Origin of the sequence: Myxococcus sp. AS-1-15, assembly GCF_020037055.1 — a bacterium.
GTDB classification, from domain to species: domain Bacteria; phylum Myxococcota; class Myxococcia; order Myxococcales; family Myxococcaceae; genus Myxococcus; species Myxococcus fulvus.
The window spans coordinates 275117-293684 of record NZ_JAIQDF010000013.1 but is presented as its reverse complement, the minus strand read 5'-3'; the positions used below and the strand labels follow the sequence as shown (position 1 = coordinate 293684).

Here is an 18568-nt window from a genome sequence, read left to right as displayed (position 1 = left end):
GCCGTCAGGGCGCCGCGCTCCAGTCCCACGCCACCACGGCCCACTCGTCCGTGGCGTCGCGATAGGTGTGCAGCGTCCTGAAGCCCACGCGCTCGTGGGCGCGCAGCGAGCGCGTGTTGCGCGCCGACACCTCGGTGACGAGCAGGTCGAAGCGGCCGCGGTAGAGCTCCCGGTGCTTCGCGTAGAGCTGGTCGAAGAGCCCCTTGCCCCGGTGGGCCTTGTCCACGCAGACCTGCCCCATGACGTAGAAGCGCTGCTCTCGCAGCGCGCGCCCCCGGTACTCCAGCGTGTCGAGCAGGTCGAACATGGGCACGAGCAGGGGCATCAGCGCCCGGCACTCGCGGGGCATCGTCAGCGCGTACGCCACCAGCTCGTCGCCGTGGTGCGCGACGATGCTGGGCGCCAGCGCGTGCATCTGCTCCAGGGCCGTCACGTCGTGCTCCACGGTGACGAAGCCTTGCGAGCGCATCTCGTCATCCTCGAGCACCTGCTTCAGGTTCCTGCGCTGCAGCTCCAGGATTCGCGGGAGCTCCGACGGGCCGCGCACCGCCGTCACCTCATAGGGGCTTGCCATGGTGCTGGGAGGATAGACGAGGCGCGGTGTGTCGCACGAGCCAGCGCTCGACGTCCTTGAACTGCTGGGTACGGGCGGGCAGGTGGGACTGGTTGTAGCGCTGCGCGGCGTTCGCCAGCGTGAGGGCGCGCTGGCGCTGGCCGGGCTCGGCCTCGAGCGCTCGGGCCATCGAGTAGCGGGCGCTGGCCAGCTCATCGGCGTAGCGCTCGGCGGAGGGCTGTTCGAGCAGGCCGAGGGCCCGCTCCAGCAGGGGGATGGCCTTGCGCGACTCCCCCAGGCCCAGGTGGTCATCGGCGACGTTCATCAGCTCCATCCCCACCCGGGCATCCTGGGGACCGTAGCGCTTCTCGCGGATGGTCACCGCGCGCTGGTGGTGCTTCAGCGCCTCCTCGTGCCGCCCCAGCGAGGCCAGCACCAGGCCCATGCGTGAGAGGGACGCGCCCACGTCGCTGGCGTCGGGGCCCTGCACCTTCTCGTGGATGCGCGCCGCCTTGATGTAGTGCTGGAGGCTCTCCTCCGGGCGCCCCTGCTCCATCAGGAACCCCGCCAGGTTGTGGTACGCGCTGGCCACCGCCTCGCTCTCCTCGCCGTAGACGCGCTGGTTGATGGCCAGCGCCTCCCGTCCGTATCGGAGCGCGGCCTCGATGTCGCCGAGCCGCACGTTGAAGACGGCGAGGTTGCTGAGCACGGTGGCGAGGTACGGATGCTCGGGGCCGTACTTCTCCCGGTAGATGGCCTCCGCCTCGGTGAGGAAGCGAAGCCCCTCCGCGTGGCGGTCGAACTCGTGGAGCGCGTGGCCCATGGTCAACAGCGCCGTGCCGAGCTCCGGCTCGTTCGAGGTGTAGAGCTTGCGCGCCAGCTCCACCGCGCGCTGGCTCGCGGCCAGCGCCTCCTCGCGTCGCCCGCGCCTGCGGTGGAGGCTGGCGAGGTTGCGGAAGTACATCGCCTCGATGCGCGCGTCGCCGCCCAGCCTGCGCAGCGCCGCCTCCGCGTGTCCGGGCACGGCGCCGTCCGGGTCCACCTCCGGCCCCACCAGGCTGAGCAGGCGGATCATGCCCGCCCACGACTCGGCGGCCTGTCGGTCATGGCGACTGGCGGTGGCCACCTGGATGGCCTGGTGCAGGGTCTTGATGGCGTCGCGGTACGCGAGGTTCTTCCCCTGCGTCTCGGCGAGCAGGTCCAGCACCTCCGCCTCGAGCGGCCCGTAGCCGATGGCGTGGGCCTCGGCCGCCACCTCGTTCGCCAGCAGGAGCGCGGGCGCGACCTGGCCCGCGTTGAGCTTCGCGCGCACCTGGGCCCGTCGGGTGCGCAGGGCCTCCATGCGCTTCTGGCTGGCCTCGTCGGTGGGCGGCGGCTCGGGCGCGGCCAGCGCGGCCAGGTTGGCGCAGACGGACACGCTCTCCAGCGAGTGCACCACGCGCGTCGCGTTCTGGATGACCTGCGCGTCCGCGGCGGCGAGCGTGTCCACCACGGCGCCCAGGTCCTTGAGCCGCTGGTCCAGGCAGATGACCTGTCGCTCGAGCAGCCGCTCCGTCTGCTGTCCCTTCACGCGCGTGGCGACACACGCCTCGTGGCTCGCGGTGAGCCAGGCCCGTGCCTGGCCGTTCAACGTGCGCTCCACCTCGCTCCACGCGCCCGCGGCGTAGGGCAGGGGGCTCTGGGTGAAGCGCGCGCGCACGGCGGCCCCGCGGGCCTCATCCCAGACGCCGACGAGGGCCTGCTCGTTGCTGGCGCAGGGCGACGCGGACGTGGTGCGGTGCAGGACGGCGCCTCCCACGAGCAACACCAGCCCCGCGGCCGTGGCGAGCGCGGCGCGGCGCCACCGGGTCCCGGGGGCATGGCTGAGCCCGCGCAAAAGCGCGTCCATGGATTCGTGGCGCGCCTCCGGCGAGGCGGCGAGTCCTCGCAGCAACACCTGATGCAGCCACACCGGGACATCCGAGCCCGGTGGTGGCCGAGGTCCGGGCGGCACGCGGACAGGCATCTGCGTGCCGGGGCTCGCGGGCTCGGCCGGGGTGAAGGGGCGCTTGCCATAGAGGGCCTCGTACAGCGCGACGCAGAAGCTGTACTGGTCGCTGCGCGCGTCGGAGGGCTCGCCGCGCTTCTGCTCGGGCGCCATGTAGGCCGGCGTTCCCAGCACCATGTCCGAGCGGGTGTGCCACTCGCTGCGCAGCGGGGCGGGCGGGCCGCTCGGGGTGGGCGTGGGCGTGTCCTCGACGCCCTCGACGATGCGCGCCAGCCCGAAGTCGGTGATGCGCACGCGCCCGTCCTTGCCGACGAGCGCGTTGTCGGGCTTGAAGTCCCGGTGCACCAGCCCCTGCGCGTGCGCCGCCGCGAGCCCGCGCCCGGCCTGGATGAACAGGCCCAGCGTCTCGCGCCAGTCCTTGGGGCCCTTGCTCGCGCGGATGTGCGCGCGCAGCGTGGTGCCGTCCACCAGCTCCATGGCCAGGAAGACGTGCTCACCGAAGCGGCCCACGTCGTGGATGGTGATGACGTTCGGGTGGATGACGCGGGCGGTGGCCTGGGCCTCGCGCAACAGCCGCGCCTGGGCGCGCTCGAGGTGGGCGGAGCTGCTGGAGTCGATGCGGATCAGCTTGAGCGCGACGCGCCGGTCCAGCTCCGGGTCATACGCCGCGTGGACGACGCCCATGCCCCCGGAGCCGATGCGCTCGAGTACCACGTAGCGCCCGAGCAGCGCCCCGCGCTCGATCCACGAGCGCGCGGAGGTGGGCGTCGCGGGCGTCGAGGACGGAGGGCTTGCCTCCTCGTCCCGCGAACGCGCAGCCTCCGCCAGGAGTGCTCGACAGGAGGCGCAGGAATCAAGATGCTGCTCCACCTCATGCGTCGCTTCGACGTCCAGCTCACCCAGTGCGAAGGCGAAGAGTCGTCGTGTCTCGATGCATTCCATGACCGTGGCGAAGATAACCGACGTGGGCGGTCAAGACGATGAGTGGCTCCGAGCATGATGAGGACCTGGCCTTCGCGCGCGCCTGCGCGCGGCAGGACGCCAGCGCCCTGACCGAGTTCGAGTCGCGCTTCATCCCGTCGCTCCGCAAGGCGCTGCTGCACCGGGGGCTGGAAGTCACGGTGGCGGATGAGGCGCTCCAGTTGCTGCGCGTGAAGCTCTTCCTTCCCAGCGGAGAGCGCGCGCCGCGCATCGCCGACTACGAGGGGCAGGGCTCGTTGCTGGCGTGGCTCCGCGTGGCCGCCCTGCGCACCGCGCTCAACCTGATGCGGGAGCGGAAGATTTCGCTCGACCTGGATGACTCCAAGCTCGCGGAGACGAGCGTTCAAGACGTGGACATGGACCGGCGCTTCATCCAGGAGCGCTACCGCGAGGACTTCACGGTGGCGTTCCAGGAGGCGCTCGGCGCGCTGGAGCCCCGGGGGCGGACGCTGCTGCGGCTGCACCTGGTGGAGGGGATGGGCACGGCGCAGATTGCCCGCGCGTACCAGGTGGACCGCTCCACGGTGAAGCGGTGGCTGGCGCAGTTCCGCGAGCGGCTGCGGCAGGACGTGCGCGAGCGGCTCGCGGCCCGGCTGGGCGAGAACTCCGAGGGGCTCACCAGCCTGTTGCGGGTGCTCCAGAGCCAGCTGGACCTGAGCATCCGCTCGGTGATGCGCGACGCGACGCCGTCTTGAGCGCTGGCGCGCCCGGACTCTTGGGGAAAAGCGAGGCGCGAATGCGCCACTTCGCGCCGGGGCGTGTCGAGAGGGTGATGTGCCCCGAAGCCGCGCTTGCTTCCCCACACCCCCTGCGCGGACCCGGGGACGGCTGACCGCTCCTGGTCGGGAATTCGAGGGGAGCGTGGAGAAGGTCCGCGGGGGGCCTCTCCACGCTCCTTGTTCGAGCGTGCGCTCAGGCCTTCGTCGTCGCGAGCGCCTGTCGGATGGCGACCACCAGGGGGCAGTCGTCCTTCTCCAGGTCGAAGGGCTTGCGAGGGAAGAGGGGAGGCTGCGCCATGAAGCGGGGGCGGGTGCCCCGGTGCGGCTGCGCGGCGTGAGCGATGAACGGATGGCAGAGGTAGACGGTCCCCGCGTCGCCCGTGGCCAGCGCCTCCGGTCGTGACGCCGTCTGCTCCATCCGCTGCGCCAGCTCCATGAACGAAAGACCCGCATCGCCCATGGGGGCCAGCATCCGCGCGACGTCGTGATGTGAGCCGACACGGAGTCGCGTGGGAGCGTCGCTCTCTCCGACATCGGAGAACAAGAAGAGCATCAGGAGTGCGCGCCCCTGGGTGGAGACGTTGCTGCGCCACTCGAAGAAGGAGTCGGTGCCGCCCGGTGGAGGGAAGCTGACGTCGACGTGCCAGCCGTCGTCACCGGGGTTCTCGGTGCTGGGGAAGCGGACCGGGAAGGAGCCCAGGCTCATCCTCGGCCACCATCGCTCGAAGCCGACGAGCTGGTCGTACGCGGCCTTCAGCCTGGGGGTGTTCGCGGCCCTCCGGAAGACGTCCTGCGTGTACTCGCCGAGCCGGACCACGGGGCGGGTCCAGCTCGAAGGGTCGTCGGGTGAACAGCCGGTGTCCTTCCAGAGGAGGGCGCGCGCCTCGGCGGCGACCTCCTTCGGGAAGGCGTCATCGAGCCGGACGAAGCCCTGCTCGATGAACTGTTGAAGCTGGGACGCACTCAGGACCGGGGAGGATTCAGGGGGCATGGGGCGCGGGGACGAAGGGACGCGCTGATCCTGACAGGTCCCGCGCGGGGACGTCAGGGTTGTCCCACGACCTGGAGCATCTGGATGAGATTGCCGCAGGTGTCCTCGAACGTGGCGATGATGGCGGGTCCGAACTGGGTGGGCGCCTTGGTGAACACCACGCCGCGTGCCTTCAGTCGCTCATATTCCTCGTGGATGTTCGTCGACGTGAAGGCCGTGGCGGGGATGCCATCCGCGAAGATGGCCTTCTGGTACGCCGTCGCCGCCGGGTGCCCGTTGGGCTCCAGCAGCAGCTCCGTGCCGTTCGGGTCGTCCGGCGACACCACCGTCAGCCAGCGCGCTCCGCCCGCGGGCACGTCCACCTTCGTCACGAAGCCCAGCTTCTCCGTGTAGAACTTCTGGGCCTTGGCCTGGTCGTCGACGAACACGCTATTCATCGAGATGCGCATCGGTTCCTCCAAGAGGGGACAACGTCGTCGACGCGGTCCTCCCGCGTGACGTTCAACCATTTTGTTGAGAATAGCGATGGAGATGGGACAGTCAACCATCTGGTTGTGAGTGCGGCTCGGGCGTGAAGGGGGTCAGCTTCCGGACTCCCTGGCGCGGGCGCGGACCTCGGCGGCGAACAGCTCGGCGGCGGGGGCTCGGGGCGCACCCTTGCGCCAGAGGAGGGCGGCCAGCTCGGAGCGCGGCGCCGGGGACAGCCGCTTGACGACCAGCCGCTCCACGTCGGCGAGACGTGGCTCGGGCAGCATCGTGACGGCGAGCCCCGCGCGGACGATGGCGAGCACCGTGCCCACGGCGTTGGACTCGAGCGCGATGCGTGGGGACAGCTTCAGCGTGGCGAAGTACGCGTCCACGCGCGAGCGCACCCGCAGGCCCGGGGAGAGCAGGGCGAAGGGCTCGTCCGTGAGCTGCTTCACGCCCACCGTCTCCGCGCCCGCCAGCCCGTGGCCTCGCGCGACGACGAGCGCGAGCCGGCTGTCGAACACCGGCTCCGTGTCCAGGTCCGGCGCGCGCGCCGGTGCGTAGCCCAGCCCCACGTCCAGCTTTCCGTCCGTCAAGCGCCGCTCCATCCTGCGCACCACCAGCTCCTCCGCGCTGAGCGCGAGGCCGGGGTGCCGGCGCAGGACGGCGGCGATCGCGGGGACGACCAGGCCTCGCATGCTGGGGGGATAGCCCACGCGCAGCGCGCCCGTGGCCAGGCCTCGCAGCGCGCCCACCGCCATCCGTCCCGCGTCCACGTCCTCCAGCGCGCGCGACGCGTAGCTGCGGAACAGCTCTCCGGCCTGCGTCAGGCGCACGCCCGCGCGGGAGCGCTCGAAGAGGGGCGTCTCCAGCTCCTCCTCCAACTGGCGGATCTGCTGGGACAGCGTGGGCTGCGAGACGTGGACCCGCCGCGCGGCCCGGCCGAAGTGCAGCGTGTCCGCCACGGCGGTGAAGTAGCGCAGGTGTCGGAGCTCCATGGGTCCATCATAGATGGTGCCTATCGAAGTGATGTGAACAAACGAATGTACGAATCGAGCCCGGTCCGTAGAACTTCGGTGTCACCGGAAGGAAGGACCGCGAGATGAAGGCATCGGACCTGTTCGTCAAAGCGCTGGAGGCCGAGGGCGTGCGCTACGTCTTCGGGCTGCCCGGCGAGGAGAATCTGGACCTCTTGGAGTCGATGCGCGGCTCCAGCCTGAAGCTGGTGCTGACCCGCCACGAGCAGGCGGCCGGCTTCATGGCGGCGACGTGGGGGCGGCTGACCGGCAAGGCGGGCGTCACCCTGGCGACGCTGGGGCCGGGCGCCACCAACCTCGTCACGCCCGCCGCGTACGCGCAATTGGGCGCCATGCCCATGGTGATGCTCACCGGGCAGAAGCCCATCAAGGCGAGCAAGCAGGGCCACTTCCAGATTGTCGACGTGGTGGGGATGATGCGCCCGCTCACCAAGCTGACGCGCACGCTCGTCTCCGCGGAGCACGTCCCGTCCGCCGTGCGCGAGGCCTTCCGCCGCGCGGAGGAGGAGCGCCCCGGCGCCACCCATCTGGAGCTGCCCGAGGACGTCGCGCGCGAGGCCACCGAGGCGCCGTTGCTCGCGCCCAGCGCGTGGCGCAGGCCCGTGGCGGACGAGGGCTCCATCGCGCGGGCGGTGGAGACGATTGCCTCCGCGCGCCGGCCGCTGCTGATGGTGGGCGCGGGCGCGAACCGGAAGCTCACCTCGGAGATGCTGCGCGTCCTGGTGGACCGGGTGGGGATTCCCTTCTCGAGCACGCAGATGGGCAAGGGCGTCGTCGATGAGTCCCACCCGCTGTGGATGGGCACCGCCGCGCTGTCGGACGGAGACTTCGTCCACCGCGCCATCGAGATGTCCGACTGCATCATCAACGTGGGACACGACGTCATCGAGAAGCCGCCGTTCGTGATGCGCGACAGCAGCCGCGCCGTCGTCCACCTGAACTTCTCCTCGGCGGAGGTGGACCCGGTCTACTTCCCGAAGCTGGAGGTGACGGGGGACATCGCCAACGCCGTGTGGCGCATCGCGGAGGGGCTGGGACAGCGTGGGGCGAGCTGGGACTTCGCGCCGTTCGAGAAGGCCCGGGCGGGGCTGGAGGCGCAGCTGGCGCGAGGCGCGGCGGATGACCGCTTCCCCATCTACCCCGCGCGGCTGGTGGCGGAGGTGCGCCGCGCGCTGCCGGATGACGGCATCGTGTGCCTGGACAACGGCATGTACAAGCTGTGGTTCGCCCGGTACTACCGCACGCGGCGGCCCAACACGCTCCTGTTGGACAACGCGCTCGCGACGATGGGGGCGGGGCTGCCCTCCGCGATTGCGGCGAAGCTGGTGCATCCGCGCCGCAAGGTGGTGGCGGTCTGCGGTGACGGTGGGTTCATGATGAACTCGCAGGAGCTGGAGACGGCGGTGCGGCTGGGGCTGGACCTGACGGTGGTCGTCGTGCGTGACGACGGCTACGGGATGATTCGCTGGAAGCAGGGGGAGATGGGCCTGCCGGATTTCGGTATGGCGTTGGGCAACCCCGACTTCGTCCGCTACGCGGAGGCGTACGGCGCCAGGGGGCATCGACCCACGAGCGCGTCGGAGTTCGGCTCCACCCTGTCACGCTGCCTGGAGTCGGGCGGCGTGCATGTCATCGACCTGCCCATCGACTACTCGGACAACACCCGCGCGCTCGGCGTCGGGGAGAAGGAAGGCGAGGTGCTCCATGTTGGCTGAACGCTACCCGTACTACGTGGCCAACCGGCCGCGCTGGCCGAACACGGACCTGCCCGTGGTGGACAAGTACTCGGGTGAGGTGGTGACGCGCGTCGCGCTCTCGGACGCGGCCGCGGTGGAGGAGGCCATCGCCGCCGCGGTGCGCGCGGCGGGGCCGATGCGGCGGCTGCCCGCGCATGCCCGACAGGCGGTGCTGGAGCACTGCGTGCGTCGCTTCCAGGCGCGCGCGGAGGAGCTGGCCCGGGTCCTCTGCATCGAGGCGGGCAAGCCCCTGCGTGACGCGCGCGGCGAGGTGACGAGGCTCATCGAGACGTTCAAGGCCGCCGCCGAGGAGGCGGTGCGCGGAGGCGGCGAGGTGCTGAACCTGGAGGTGTCCGCGCGGGCCGAGGGTTATCGGGGCTTCACGCGTCGGGTGCCGGTGGGGCCGGTGTCGCTCATCACGCCATTCAACTTCCCGCTCAACCTGGTAGCGCACAAGGTCGCCCCCGCGATTGCCGCGGGCTGCCCGTTCATCCTGAAGCCGTCGGACCGCACGCCGGTGAGCGCGATGATTCTGGCGGAGGTGCTCGCGGAGACGGACCTGCCCGAGGGCGCGTTCTCCGTCGTCACGCCGACGCTGCAGGACATCGGTCCGCTCATCGAGGACGAGCGGCTGAAGCTCCTGTCGTTCACGGGCTCGGAGAAGGTGGGCTGGGAGCTCAAGGCGCGCGCGGGGCGCAAGAAGGTGGTGCTGGAGCTGGGCGGCAACGCGGCGTGCGTGGTGGACCGCGAGCCGGGCGCGCCGCTGGAGGCGGTGGCGGACCGCGTGGCGCTCGGGGCGTTCTTCCAGTCGGGGCAGAGCTGCATCTCGGTGCAGCGGGTGCTGGTGCATGCGTCGCACTACGACGCATTCAAGGCGCTCATCGTCGCGCGGGCGCGGGCGCTGCGCTCGGGGAACCCTCGGGACGAGGCGACGACGCTGGGGCCGATGATCGACGAGCCGGCGGCGAAGCGGCTCGAGGGGTGGATCCAGGACGCGGTGGAGCGGGGCGCCCGGGTGCTGACGGGCGGTGGACGCAAGGGGGCGCTGCTGGAGGCCACGGTGCTGGAGGGGGTGCCCGAGGACGCGCCGCTGAGCGCGGAGGAGGCGTTCGGTCCGGTGGTGCTCTTGCAGCCCTTCACGTCCTTCACGGAGGCGATGGCCCAGGTCAACGCGGGGCGGTACGGGCTCCAGGCAGGGCTCTTCACCAACGACCTCTCACGCGCGATGCACGCCTGGGACGAGCTGGAGGTGGGCGGCGTGGTGGTGGGGGACGTGCCGAGCTTCCGCGTGGACACCATGCCCTACGGCGGAGTGAAGGGCTCCGGCCTGGGGCGCGAGGGCGTGAAGTACGCCATCGAGGACATGACCGAGCTGCGGTTGCTGGTGCTGCGCCAGCGCGCGCCCCAGGAGGATTGAGGCGCGGCGCGAGCGTGGCCAAGATGCCCGGATGGACCAGGACGAGCGCGACTTCATCGAGCGCATCAAGAAGGAGGAGCCCTCCCGGGGGCTCCGCGTGCGCGTGAGTGACTCGGAGGCGTACCGCGTCACGGCGCTCGGCCGCGGCGAGATGGGCTTCTACCAGCAGAACGACAGGGCCCTGCTGTTCGAGTTCAGCGCCGGCTTCGGCTTCATCGTCAAGAAGTCCATCCGGCGCTGGGACGACGGCAAGAAGGTCACCGACGCGGAGCGCGAGGTCATCATCCAGCGCATCGCCGACTACCTGAAGGCCGGCGGCGCGCAGCACGTCAAAATCATCGAGTAGCCCGGGCATCACGGAGCAACGATGGTTCGACAGCGCGCGGAGGTCGCTGTACGCCAGGGGGCCTCGCTCCCCAGGAGGTCCTCCCATGGTCCGCACGCTGCTCGTCCTCGTCCTGCTTGCACTGTCCACCCCCGCCTCCGCCGCGAGCGCGGAGGAGAAGGCCGTGCTCGACGCGCTGCACGCCGGCTGCGCGGCCTTCGAGAAGGGGGACGTCGCCTTCCTCGAGGGCTTCCTCGCCGACGGCTTCACGCTGCTCGACTCCTCCGGCAACCTCACGGACCGCGCCGCGACGCTCGCCGAGGTGCGCACCCGGGAGCCTCGCTACGAGGTGTTCCGCAACCACGACATGAAGGTCCGCCTGTACGGAGACACCGCCGTGGTGATTGGCATCACCTCCGTCAAGGGCGTCGCGGGCGGCTCCTCCTTCGCGGCGGACCTGCGCTTCACCGACACCCTCATCAAGCGCGAGGGCCGGTGGCGCATCGTCGCGAGCCACGTCTCGCGACTGCCCGGGCCCGCGCCGGCCGCGAAGACCGGCGCGAAGTGACCCCGCGTCAGCGGATGATGGCGTAACCGGCGTGCGCGTGGTCGCTCACGCCGTCCGTCTTCACCTGCGCGGCGTTGTGCGTGTCCAGCCCGCCCGACACCCAGACCTGGTCGAAGTTGTCGCCGTTGGCCTTCTTGCCGCCGACCACGCGGTGCAGCCCCGCGCCCTCGAGCGCCTTGCCCACGTTCTCGGTCGAGTCGTTGAAGTCACCCATCACCACCAGCTCGCGCGCCGGCGGCCCCTTGGCCTCCGCGCGCGCCACCTCCGCGAGGAACTGGAGCTGCTTCTCACGCAGCCCCGCGCCTTCCTTCCCCGCGGCCAGGTGCACGTTGATGATGCTCTTCTCCTGGCCATCCGGCCCCACCACGCGCGTCACCAGCGCCGTGCGCGGCTCGGAGGGACTGTTCTTCCTGAGCGCCTCGTTGCGCTCCCCCAGCGCCTTGCGCTCGGACTCCGTCAGCTTGCCGTCTCCCAGCGCCGCCAGGTCCTCCTTCGTCGACACCGCGGGTCCTCCGGACTCCGCCGCCGGCAGCGTCACCGTGTACGCGTCCACCACCTTGTCCGGCGCCCCCACGTAGATGGCGTTGCCGTACGTCGCGTCCGCGTCCGTGTCGCCCTTGATGCTCCTGTCGTCCCCGGAGAACGACTCGCCCGTCACCAGCGTCCCCTCGGGCGTCTGGTACAGCGTCGTCCCATCCGCGCCCTTGCGGATCGCCGTGGCCGGCGCGTCCTCGTGCAGCCCCACCGTGGGCACCGTGCCCGACTTGAACGCCTCGAACGCCGGGTTCAGGTGCCGCGCGATGTCCAACGCCGTGTTCGCGTTCCCGCTGCGGTCCACGCCGATGTCCACCTCCTGGAACCCGGCGATGGTCGCGCCCGTCTCGCGGATGAGCTCCGCCTGCTCCTCCCGGTTCTTCGCCGTGCGGTACTCGGAGCCCGCGCCGTTGGCCAGGTTCAGCGTCAGCACCCCCGTGCCGTTCTGGATGTTCGGCAGCTCGTCCGCGTGCACCGGCTTCGAGTACCCGCTCGGCCCCTCGTTCGCTCCCCCAGACAAGTCCGGCCGCGTGGGGCTGGGGCCCGGTGACGGAGACGGCGTGAAGGAGTCCTTCGCCTGCGCCGAGCCCGACGCCGCGCCCGCGCCATCCTTGGGCCGCGCCTCGTTGGCCGTGGAGGGGGCGGGCGGCTGCTGAACGACGCTCCGGGCCCAACGGCCCGCGACATTCCAGATGCTCATCACCATCTCCTGCGCTCAGGAAGCACACGGCCCGGGCCGTGGTTCCGCGTGGACAGCGTGGGGCCCGAGTCTCCCTCAACCCGGTCATCCCGGAAAGCCGCGCCGGGTCCAGGGGAACCTCCCTCCAAAAAGGTCCTGGACCATCCCCGCTCGTACCGTTAGTAGGTTTGACCTCAAACATTAAGCCCGGGAGCACGGAGTCCACGCGAGAGGGAGGCGCGGGACCGGGGCTCGCCGTGCGCCCCGACTCGAAAGGTCCCAGACATGGTGCGTTCCATCCCCTTGCCCTGGCTCTCCGCCGCGACTCCCGAAGCACCCGTGGCGAGCACCCCGCCGCCTCCGTTGCCCGTCCCGGTGCCCGAGGGCAGCGCGTGGGGCCTGGAGCTGTGGCAGTGGGCGGGGCTGGCGGTGCTGTTCGTGGGGGCGTGGCTGTTGGGGCGGGCCCTCGAGTGGCTGGTGCTCAGGTTGGTGGACCGGGCCACCGCCATGACGAAGTCGGGCTGGGATGACCAGCTGGCGACGTCCGCGCGAGGCCCCACGCGCTACGTGCTGTTCGCGGTGCTGGTGGCCTCGGGGCTGTGGGCGCTGAAGCTGCCGCCGGTGGCGAAGCACGGCGTGGAGCTGGTGACGCGCTCGGTGGGCCTGGTGGCGGTGGCGTGGTTCCTCTTGCGCTTCGTGAAGCTCGCCGCGGGCTTCGTCGAGCAGACGGTGGTGCGCGAGGAGAAGGGCGGCAACGTGGGCCGGGCCCGCGGCCTGCGCACGCAGCTGGCGGTGCTGCGGCGGGTCGTCGAGGTCGCCGTGGTGCTCATCGGCGCGTCGCTGATGCTGCTGCAGTTCGAGGCGGTGCGGAACGTGGGCGTGTCGCTGCTCGCCTCGGCGGGCATCGCCGGCCTGTTCATCGGCCTGGCGGCGCAGAAGTCCATCTCCACGCTGCTGGCCGGCATCCAGCTGTCCATCACCCAGCCCATCCGCATCGGCGACACCGTCATCGTGGAGAACGAGTGGGGGTGGGTGGAGGAGATCACCCTCACGTACGTGGTGGTGAAGGTGTGGGATTTGCGCCGGCTGGTGATTCCCATGGGTCACTTCCTGGAGAAGCCCTTCCAGAACTGGAGCAAGGTGTCTCCGGACATCATGGGCACCGCGGAGTTCTACGTGGACTTCCGCACGGACGTGCCCGCGGTCCGCGCCGAGCTGCGGCGCATCCTGGAGCAGGAGTCCAACGGGCTGTGGGACGGCAAGGTGGGCGGGCTGCAGGTGACGGACATGTCCGAGCGCACCATGAAGCTGCGCGCCCTGGTGAGCGCGGCGGACTCCGGCAAGGCGTTCGACCTGCGGTGCCTGGTGCGCGAGCGGCTGATGGCCTTCCTGCGCGAGCAGCCCTACGGCCTGCCCATGGTCCGCACCGAGGCCTGCCTCACCGAGCACGAGCCGTCCTCCCACAACGGCGCCCGGCCGGGCACGAATGTGGTGGCCGCGCTCCCCAGCGAGTGACTGGCCCGCACTCCACGGCCGTGCAGGTGGGGCCGTGGAGGCGCAACGCCCATACGGAGCGTCCATGTTGAATGGTGGATAGTTCACCCTGCGTCTCCGGGGTGGGGTAGGTTGTCCGCAATCGCGGATTAAGCGGAAAGTGCGGTTCCGTCTCCCGAGGGCGCGCGTGGCAGCAGTGCGCGCGCCATGTGGAGTCCACACGCGGAGGCCGTGCGATGCGGCTGGCCGCGGTGATCCGCGACGCACCACCCACCCAGCAAGGAGCGCTGCCCATGAAGCGGTTGATTCCGTTTGCCCTGATGTTGCTGAGCCCTACCGCGTCGTTCGCGGGGGCCGAGGACCGGGAGCTGTGGATTTCGTTGGGCGCCGACGCCATGGAGCCCGTGGCGGAGGCGTTCGCGAAGGAAGGCTGGAAAATGCCGCCTCCGTCGCTGACGAAGAAGGAGGTGTCGGTGATTGCGGTGCGCGAGTCGCAGCTGGAGCGCATCGCGCATGTCATGCACGAGAAGTTCAACCGGTGTGCGGGCTTCGTCACGTTCGAGACCCGGGACGAGGCGGAGAAGTCGCTGGTGCCCGAGCCGCTGGCGGCCACGCAGGAGCTGGTGACGTACACCATCGACAACGCCACCGCCGTCAACTGCATGATTGGCCGGCTGACCGAGCCCGGCGTGCGCTCCACCATCACCACGCTGTCGGGGTACACCACGCGCTACTACACGCACACGACGGGCGTGAACGCGGCGAACGCGCTGCGCACCCTCTGGGCGAACATCGCCGCGTCGCGCAGCGACATCACCGCGTCGCTGTTCACCCACGCGGCGTGGGCGCAGCCCTCCGTGGTCCTCACCATCCCTGGCTCCACGCTGGCCAGCGAGGTGGTGGTGGTGGGCGGCCACCTGGACTCCATCTCCTCGGGCTCCACGGCGCCTGGCGCGGATGACAACGCCTCCGGCATCGCGTCCTTCACGGAGGTCATCCGCGCCGCGGTGTCCTGCAACTACCGTCCGCTGCGCACGGTGAAGTTCATCGGCTACGCGGCCGAAGAGGTCGGCCTGCGCGGCTCGAAGGAGATCGCTGCCTGGCACAAGAACAACGGCATCAACGTGGTGGGCGTGCTCCAACTGGACATGACCAACTACAAGCGCGCCGGCAACACCCATGACGTGGGCGTGGTCACGGATTACACCAACGCCGCGCAGAACACGTTCCTGCGCAACATCATCACCACCTACGGCGGTGGCATCGTCCAGCGCGACACCACGTGTGGCTACGCGTGCTCGGACCACGCGTCGTGGACGAACCAGGGCTTCGCCGCCTCCATCCCGCACGAGTCCACGGTCAGCTCGGGCAACCCCTACATCCACACGGTCAACGACACGATTGCCCAGTCGGGTAACAACGCCAACCACGCCCTGAAGTTCTCGCGCATCGCCGCGGGCTTCGTGGGTGAGCTGGCCAAGGGCGTGACGAACTAGGCCGTCCGTCCTCCGCCGCGCCGGCTGTCCCGGGGCGCGGCGGAGGGCGTCGAATCGTCGTCCCCGTCGGCAGGGGGCACTGTAGGCTCGCGCGCGCAGCTTGGACCGCGCAGTGCGAGGACCCATGGCCTACTCGTCGGAGATCAGCCGCACCCAGCCCGCTTGCATCCTGCTGCTCATCGACCAGTCGGGGTCGATGGACGACCCCTTCGGGGGGCAGGGCGGCACGCGCAAGAAGGCCGAGGGTGTGGCGGACGTCACCAACCGCCTGTTGCAGAACCTGGTGGTGCGGTGCGCCCGCGAGGAGGGCATCCGGGACTACTTCCACCTGGGCGTGCTCGGGTATGGCGAGAAGGTCGCCCCGGCCTTCTCCGGCGCGCTCGCGGGGCGGGGGCTGGTGCCCATCAGCGAGGTGGGGCATGCGCCCGCGAGGCTGGAAGAGCGCACGCGCGAGCGCGAGGACGGGATGGGGGGCCTGGTGCGCGAGAAGGTCCGCTTCCCCATCTGGGTCGAGCCGCACGCGCACGGCCCCACGCCCATGTGCGAGGTGCTCCTCCGGGCCCGCGAGCTGGTGACGACCTGGAGGCGCGAGCACCCGGAGAGCTTCCCGCCCATCGTGGTGAACATCTCCGACGGCGAGCCCACGGACGGCGACCCGACGGAGGCCGCGGCGGCGCTCCGCTCGGTGCAGGGCGCGGACGGCGCGGTGCTGCTGCTCAACGTGCACCTGTCCTCGAACCCGGCCGTGCCCATCCAGTTCCCCGACTCGGAGACGAACCTGCCGGACGCGCACGCGCGCAGGCTCTTCGCGCTCTCCAGCCCGCTCACCCAGGGCATGCTCGCCGCGGCCAGGGACGAGGGCCACGCGGTGCGCGAGGGCGCGCGCGGCTTCGTCTTCAACGCGGACATCCTCTCGCTCATCAAGTTCCTGAACATCGGGACGCGGCCGAGCAACCTGCGTTGAGCATGCGAATCGGGCTCGAGGTGATGGGCGTCCAGAAGGACGGCAACGCGCCCTCGGAGAACGAGGACGCCGCGGCGCCCGAGCACGCCTGTGTCATCGAAGAGGACACGCTGCACGTGGCCGTCGCGGACGGGGCGACGGAGAGCCTCTTCTCCGGTCTGTGGGCGCGGCTGCTCGCGCGTGAGTACGCCCAGGGCCCGCTGCGGGCGCCCCCGGACCTGCTCCAGGCGTTGCCGGGACTGCAGCGTCGCTGGCTCGCGGAGGTCGAGGGGCGGGAGCTGCCCTGGTACGCCCAGGAGAAGCTCCGCGAGGGGGCCTTCGCCACGCTGCTGGGCGTGAGCCTCGTGGGGACGCCGGCGCGAGGGGACGGCGTCGTGGGCACGTGGTCCGCGCTGGCGGTGGGGGACTCGTGTCTGTTCCAGGTGCGCGACGAGCAGCTGGTGCGGAGCTTCCCCCTGGAGCTCGCGTCGTCGTTCGGCTCGCGTCCCTTCCTGGTGTCCACGCACGGCGCGCAGAACGCACGCGTCGTCGAGCAGGCGCGCGGGGCGACGGGCGAGGTGCGCGCGGGTGACATGCTGCTCCTGATGACGGATGCGCTGGCCCACTGGTTCCTGGGGGAGCATGAGCGGGGAGCGCGGCCCTGGCTGGCGTTGCCCGCCCGGGCTTCATTCGAGTCGTTCGTGGCGGGCCTGCGCGCGGCGCGGAGCATCCGCAATGACGACACCACGCTGATGCGCCTGTCGGTGGGGGCGTGACGTCATGGCCCTGCCTTCCGACAGCGACTATCAAGCCGCCCTTCAGCATCCGGGACAGGCCTTCTCCGACGCTCGGCTGAAGGCGGGCGTCGTCGAGCAGGGGACGGGGGCGATGGCGGGGCTGCCCCGGCCTCGCGCGGGCAACTTCGCCACCACGTACAAGGTGACCTGCGGCGACCAGGTCTACGCCGTGCGCTGCTTCACGCGCCCGTATCCCCGGGACCAGGAGTCGCGCTACCTCGAGATCCGGCGGCATCTGGAGCAGCGCTGGCTGCCATCGTCCGTGGGGGTCTGGTTCCAGCCTCGTGGCATCCACGTCCGTGGCCGTTGGCTGCCCATCGTCATGATGGAGTGGGTGCAGGGCGAGTCCCTGGAGCGCTACGTCGGCCGACACCTGCATGAGCCGCTGACGTTGTTCAGGCTCGCCGCGGAGTGGCTGGGGCTGCTGTCGGCCCTGCGTGACGCCGGCATCGCGCACGGCGATTTGCAGCACGGCAATGTGCTCGTCACGGAGCGGGGGCTGCGGCTCATCGATTACGACGGCATGTGCGTACCCGCGCTGGTCGGGCGCACGGGCCACGAGACGGGTCACCCGAACTACCAGCACCCCGGCCGCGACGCGGCGTTCTTCGACCTGCGGCTGGACCACTTCTCGGGCTGGGTGGTGTGGCTGTCGCTCGTGGCGCTCGCGCACGAGCCGTCGCTCTGGGAGCGCTTCCAGGGCGGGGATGACTGTCTGCTGTTGCGCCGCAGGGACTTCGTCGAGCCGGAGCGCTCCCCGCTGCTCCAGGCGCTGCGGACCTCGCCCCACGCGCGGGTGCGCGAGTACGTGGCCCCCATGTTGTCGCGACTGCTGGCGATGCGCGCCGACGCGGTGCCCGAGGTGTCGCTGGACGTGTCGCCGCCCAGGGAGGGCGAGGCGTCGCCGACGATGGCCTGGCTGCGCGAGCTGTCGCGATTCCTTCCCCTCGACAAGCTCGTGGTGCGGGAGTTCTCCCGCGAGGGCTCGCTGGAGCGCGGCATGGTCGGCGGGCTGCTGGTCACCGCGGCGCTGGGCCTGGTGCCCGCCGTGGTGTTCTCGCCGTGGTGGCTGCTGGGCGCGGGGTTCGTCGGGAGCGTGGGGGCGGTGCGAAGTCGAGCGCTGTACCTGCGCGACGCACTGGCGCGTGAGCGCCTCGCGTGGGAACGCCAGCGGACCGAGGCGGCCACGGCGCGCGCCCGGTTGGAGGAGCAGCTGCGTCGGCTGACCCAGTCCCGTCCCGCCATCCTGCGCGAGTCCCAGGCCGCGCGCGCTCCATTGCTCACGGAGCAGGACGCCCTGCACGCGTGGATGGAGGACGTGCGTCGACGCAACCTGGACGTGGACAGCTCCGAGCTGGAGCGCATCGAGGGACGGCGGGCGCAGGTGGAGCGCGAGGAGCTCAACGCTCGCAAGGACCTGGAGGTCGAACGTCGACGCTGGGAGGACGACGCGGAGCTTCAACAATCGCTCTCAGCCCGCGCGCGCGACGAGGCGCTGCTGCGTTTCAAGCAGCGCCTGGCTGCGCTCGAGGCCCGGTTCGACGAGCGCCGCGCCGCGCTGGAGGCGGAGGAGGACACCGCGGCGGCCCAGGCTCGGACCTCTGGCGTCCTCTCCAGGGCCTTCCGTGAGGCCATGTCCCGGGCCGCCGCGCTCATCGAGCTGCTGCGGGCGCAGGAGAGTCCGCTCACCGAGGTGGACCGCGCGCTCGCTCAGACGCGACATGACCTCGTCGTCGAGGGCTCGCGTGAGCTCGTCGCCGAATGTGCGCTCGCCGCTTACGGCTCCAGCCAGTTCTCCCATTTCCTCGGCTGGCTCTTTCAGGAAACTCCCGACAAACCGTGA

General features: G+C 70.9%; 16 protein-coding genes. 10 read left to right on the top strand and 6 right to left on the bottom strand.

Going from position 1 to position 18568, the window contains the following annotated elements:
* Positions 1 to 4: 4 nt before the first annotated feature.
* Positions 5 to 574, bottom strand: a complete 570-nt coding sequence (locus K8625_RS31115; RefSeq protein ID WP_223784751.1) for a GNAT family N-acetyltransferase — start codon at positions 572 to 574, stop codon at positions 5 to 7.
* Positions 558 to 3482: a tetratricopeptide repeat protein gene (locus K8625_RS31110; RefSeq protein ID WP_223784750.1), complete on the bottom strand. Its 2925-nt coding sequence runs from the start codon at positions 3480 to 3482 to the stop codon at positions 558 to 560. Before K8625_RS31110 ends, K8625_RS31115 begins: the two co-directional genes overlap by 17 nt.
* Before the next feature lie 38 nt (positions 3483 to 3520).
* Here K8625_RS31110 and K8625_RS31105 point away from each other — a divergent pair, with 38 nt between their 5' ends.
* Positions 3521 to 4216, top strand: a complete 696-nt coding sequence (locus tag K8625_RS31105) for a sigma-70 family RNA polymerase sigma factor (protein ID WP_223784749.1) — start codon at positions 3521 to 3523, stop codon at positions 4214 to 4216.
* 217 nt (positions 4217 to 4433) lie between these two features.
* Here the strand turns inward: K8625_RS31105 and K8625_RS31100 are convergent, their stop codons facing one another.
* The 3 genes from K8625_RS31100 to K8625_RS31090 form a co-directional block, all read right to left on the bottom strand.
* A complete protein-coding gene (locus K8625_RS31100) occupies positions 4434 to 5231 on the bottom strand; it encodes a phytanoyl-CoA dioxygenase family protein (protein ID WP_223750165.1) in 798 nt (265 codons plus the stop codon).
* 53 nt (positions 5232 to 5284) lie between these two features.
* Positions 5285 to 5680, bottom strand: a complete 396-nt coding sequence (locus K8625_RS31095; RefSeq protein WP_223750164.1) for a VOC family protein — start codon at positions 5678 to 5680, stop codon at positions 5285 to 5287.
* A 132-nt stretch (positions 5681 to 5812) separates the two neighbouring features.
* Entirely contained in the window at positions 5813 to 6697 is an 885-nt protein-coding gene (locus K8625_RS31090; RefSeq protein ID WP_223784748.1) for a LysR substrate-binding domain-containing protein, read from the bottom strand.
* 104 nt (positions 6698 to 6801) lie between these two features.
* Between K8625_RS31090 and K8625_RS31085 the strand changes: the two genes are divergently transcribed.
* From K8625_RS31085 to K8625_RS31070, 4 genes are all read left to right on the top strand, one after another.
* Positions 6802 to 8451: an acetolactate synthase large subunit gene (locus K8625_RS31085; RefSeq protein WP_074957532.1), complete on the top strand. Its 1650-nt coding sequence runs from the start codon at positions 6802 to 6804 to the stop codon at positions 8449 to 8451.
* A complete protein-coding gene (locus tag K8625_RS31080) occupies positions 8441 to 9889 on the top strand; it encodes an aldehyde dehydrogenase family protein (protein ID WP_223750162.1) in 1449 nt (482 codons plus the stop codon). The genes K8625_RS31085 and K8625_RS31080 overlap by 11 nt, the downstream gene beginning before the upstream one ends.
* 31 nt (positions 9890 to 9920) lie before the next feature.
* Complete coding sequence (locus K8625_RS31075; protein WP_223784747.1) at positions 9921 to 10235, top strand: hypothetical protein; 315 nt, start codon at positions 9921 to 9923, stop codon at positions 10233 to 10235.
* Between the two features lie 85 nt (positions 10236 to 10320).
* The gene (locus K8625_RS31070) at positions 10321 to 10782 is read left to right on the top strand and encodes a nuclear transport factor 2 family protein (RefSeq protein WP_223750160.1); all 462 of its coding nucleotides are present in this window, start codon (positions 10321 to 10323) and stop codon (positions 10780 to 10782) included.
* Between the two features lie 7 nt (positions 10783 to 10789).
* Here the strand turns inward: K8625_RS31070 and K8625_RS31065 are convergent, their stop codons facing one another.
* Positions 10790 to 12016 carry an endonuclease/exonuclease/phosphatase family protein gene (locus K8625_RS31065; RefSeq protein ID WP_223784746.1) on the bottom strand — a complete coding sequence of 409 codons (1227 nt, stop codon included), beginning with the start codon at positions 12014 to 12016 and terminating at the stop codon, positions 10790 to 10792.
* Between the two features lie 264 nt (positions 12017 to 12280).
* Between K8625_RS31065 and K8625_RS31060 the strand changes: the two genes are divergently transcribed.
* The 5 genes from K8625_RS31060 (at position 12281) to K8625_RS31040 (ending at position 18568) form a co-directional block, all read left to right on the top strand.
* Positions 12281 to 13510: a mechanosensitive ion channel family protein gene (locus K8625_RS31060; protein ID WP_223784745.1), complete on the top strand. Its 1230-nt coding sequence runs from the start codon at positions 12281 to 12283 to the stop codon at positions 13508 to 13510.
* 272 nt (positions 13511 to 13782) lie between these two features.
* The gene (locus tag K8625_RS31055) at positions 13783 to 14985 is read left to right on the top strand and encodes a M20/M25/M40 family metallo-hydrolase (protein ID WP_223784744.1); all 1203 of its coding nucleotides are present in this window, start codon (positions 13783 to 13785) and stop codon (positions 14983 to 14985) included.
* A 124-nt stretch (positions 14986 to 15109) separates the two neighbouring features.
* Complete coding sequence (locus K8625_RS31050; protein ID WP_223784743.1) at positions 15110 to 15949, top strand: vWA domain-containing protein; 840 nt, start codon at positions 15110 to 15112, stop codon at positions 15947 to 15949.
* 2 nt (positions 15950 to 15951) lie between these two features.
* Positions 15952 to 16704 (top strand): protein phosphatase 2C domain-containing protein, encoded by a 753-nt coding sequence (locus tag K8625_RS31045; RefSeq protein ID WP_223784742.1) that lies wholly within the window; start codon positions 15952 to 15954, stop codon positions 16702 to 16704.
* A gap of 4 nt (positions 16705 to 16708) precedes the next feature.
* On the top strand, positions 16709 to 18568 hold the full coding sequence (locus K8625_RS31040) for a hypothetical protein (protein WP_223784741.1): 1860 nt from the start codon (positions 16709 to 16711) through the stop codon (positions 18566 to 18568).

Bases quoted from the DNA above. Each gene is read 5' to 3' on its own strand.
- K8625_RS31100 (WP_223750165.1), bottom strand. From the start codon at position 5,231: ATGCCCCCTGAATCCTCCCCGGTCCTGAGTGCGTCCCAGCTTCAACAG.
- K8625_RS31045 (WP_223784742.1), top strand. From the start codon at position 15,952: ATGCGAATCGGGCTCGAGGTGATGGGCGTCCAGAAGGACGGCAACGCG.
- K8625_RS31050 (WP_223784743.1), top strand. From the start codon at position 15,110: ATGGCCTACTCGTCGGAGATCAGCCGCACCCAGCCCGCTTGCATCCTG.
- K8625_RS31080 (WP_223750162.1), top strand. From the start codon at position 8,441: ATGTTGGCTGAACGCTACCCGTACTACGTGGCCAACCGGCCGCGCTGG.
- K8625_RS31070 (WP_223750160.1), top strand. From the start codon at position 10,321: ATGGTCCGCACGCTGCTCGTCCTCGTCCTGCTTGCACTGTCCACCCCC.
- K8625_RS31060 (WP_223784745.1), top strand. From the start codon at position 12,281: ATGGTGCGTTCCATCCCCTTGCCCTGGCTCTCCGCCGCGACTCCCGAA.
- K8625_RS31075 (WP_223784747.1), top strand. From the start codon at position 9,921: ATGGACCAGGACGAGCGCGACTTCATCGAGCGCATCAAGAAGGAGGAG.
- K8625_RS31095 (WP_223750164.1), bottom strand. From the start codon at position 5,680: ATGCGCATCTCGATGAATAGCGTGTTCGTCGACGACCAGGCCAAGGCC.
- K8625_RS31110 (WP_223784750.1), bottom strand. From the start codon at position 3,482: ATGGAATGCATCGAGACACGACGACTCTTCGCCTTCGCACTGGGTGAG.
- K8625_RS31065 (WP_223784746.1), bottom strand. From the start codon at position 12,016: ATGAGCATCTGGAATGTCGCGGGCCGTTGGGCCCGGAGCGTCGTTCAG.
- K8625_RS31055 (WP_223784744.1), top strand. From the start codon at position 13,783: ATGAAGCGGTTGATTCCGTTTGCCCTGATGTTGCTGAGCCCTACCGCG.
- K8625_RS31090 (WP_223784748.1), bottom strand. From the start codon at position 6,697: ATGGAGCTCCGACACCTGCGCTACTTCACCGCCGTGGCGGACACGCTG.
- K8625_RS31115 (WP_223784751.1), bottom strand. From the start codon at position 574: ATGGCAAGCCCCTATGAGGTGACGGCGGTGCGCGGCCCGTCGGAGCTC.
- K8625_RS31085 (WP_074957532.1), top strand. From the start codon at position 6,802: ATGAAGGCATCGGACCTGTTCGTCAAAGCGCTGGAGGCCGAGGGCGTG.
- K8625_RS31040 (WP_223784741.1), top strand. From the start codon at position 16,709: ATGGCCCTGCCTTCCGACAGCGACTATCAAGCCGCCCTTCAGCATCCG.
- K8625_RS31105 (WP_223784749.1), top strand. From the start codon at position 3,521: ATGAGTGGCTCCGAGCATGATGAGGACCTGGCCTTCGCGCGCGCCTGC.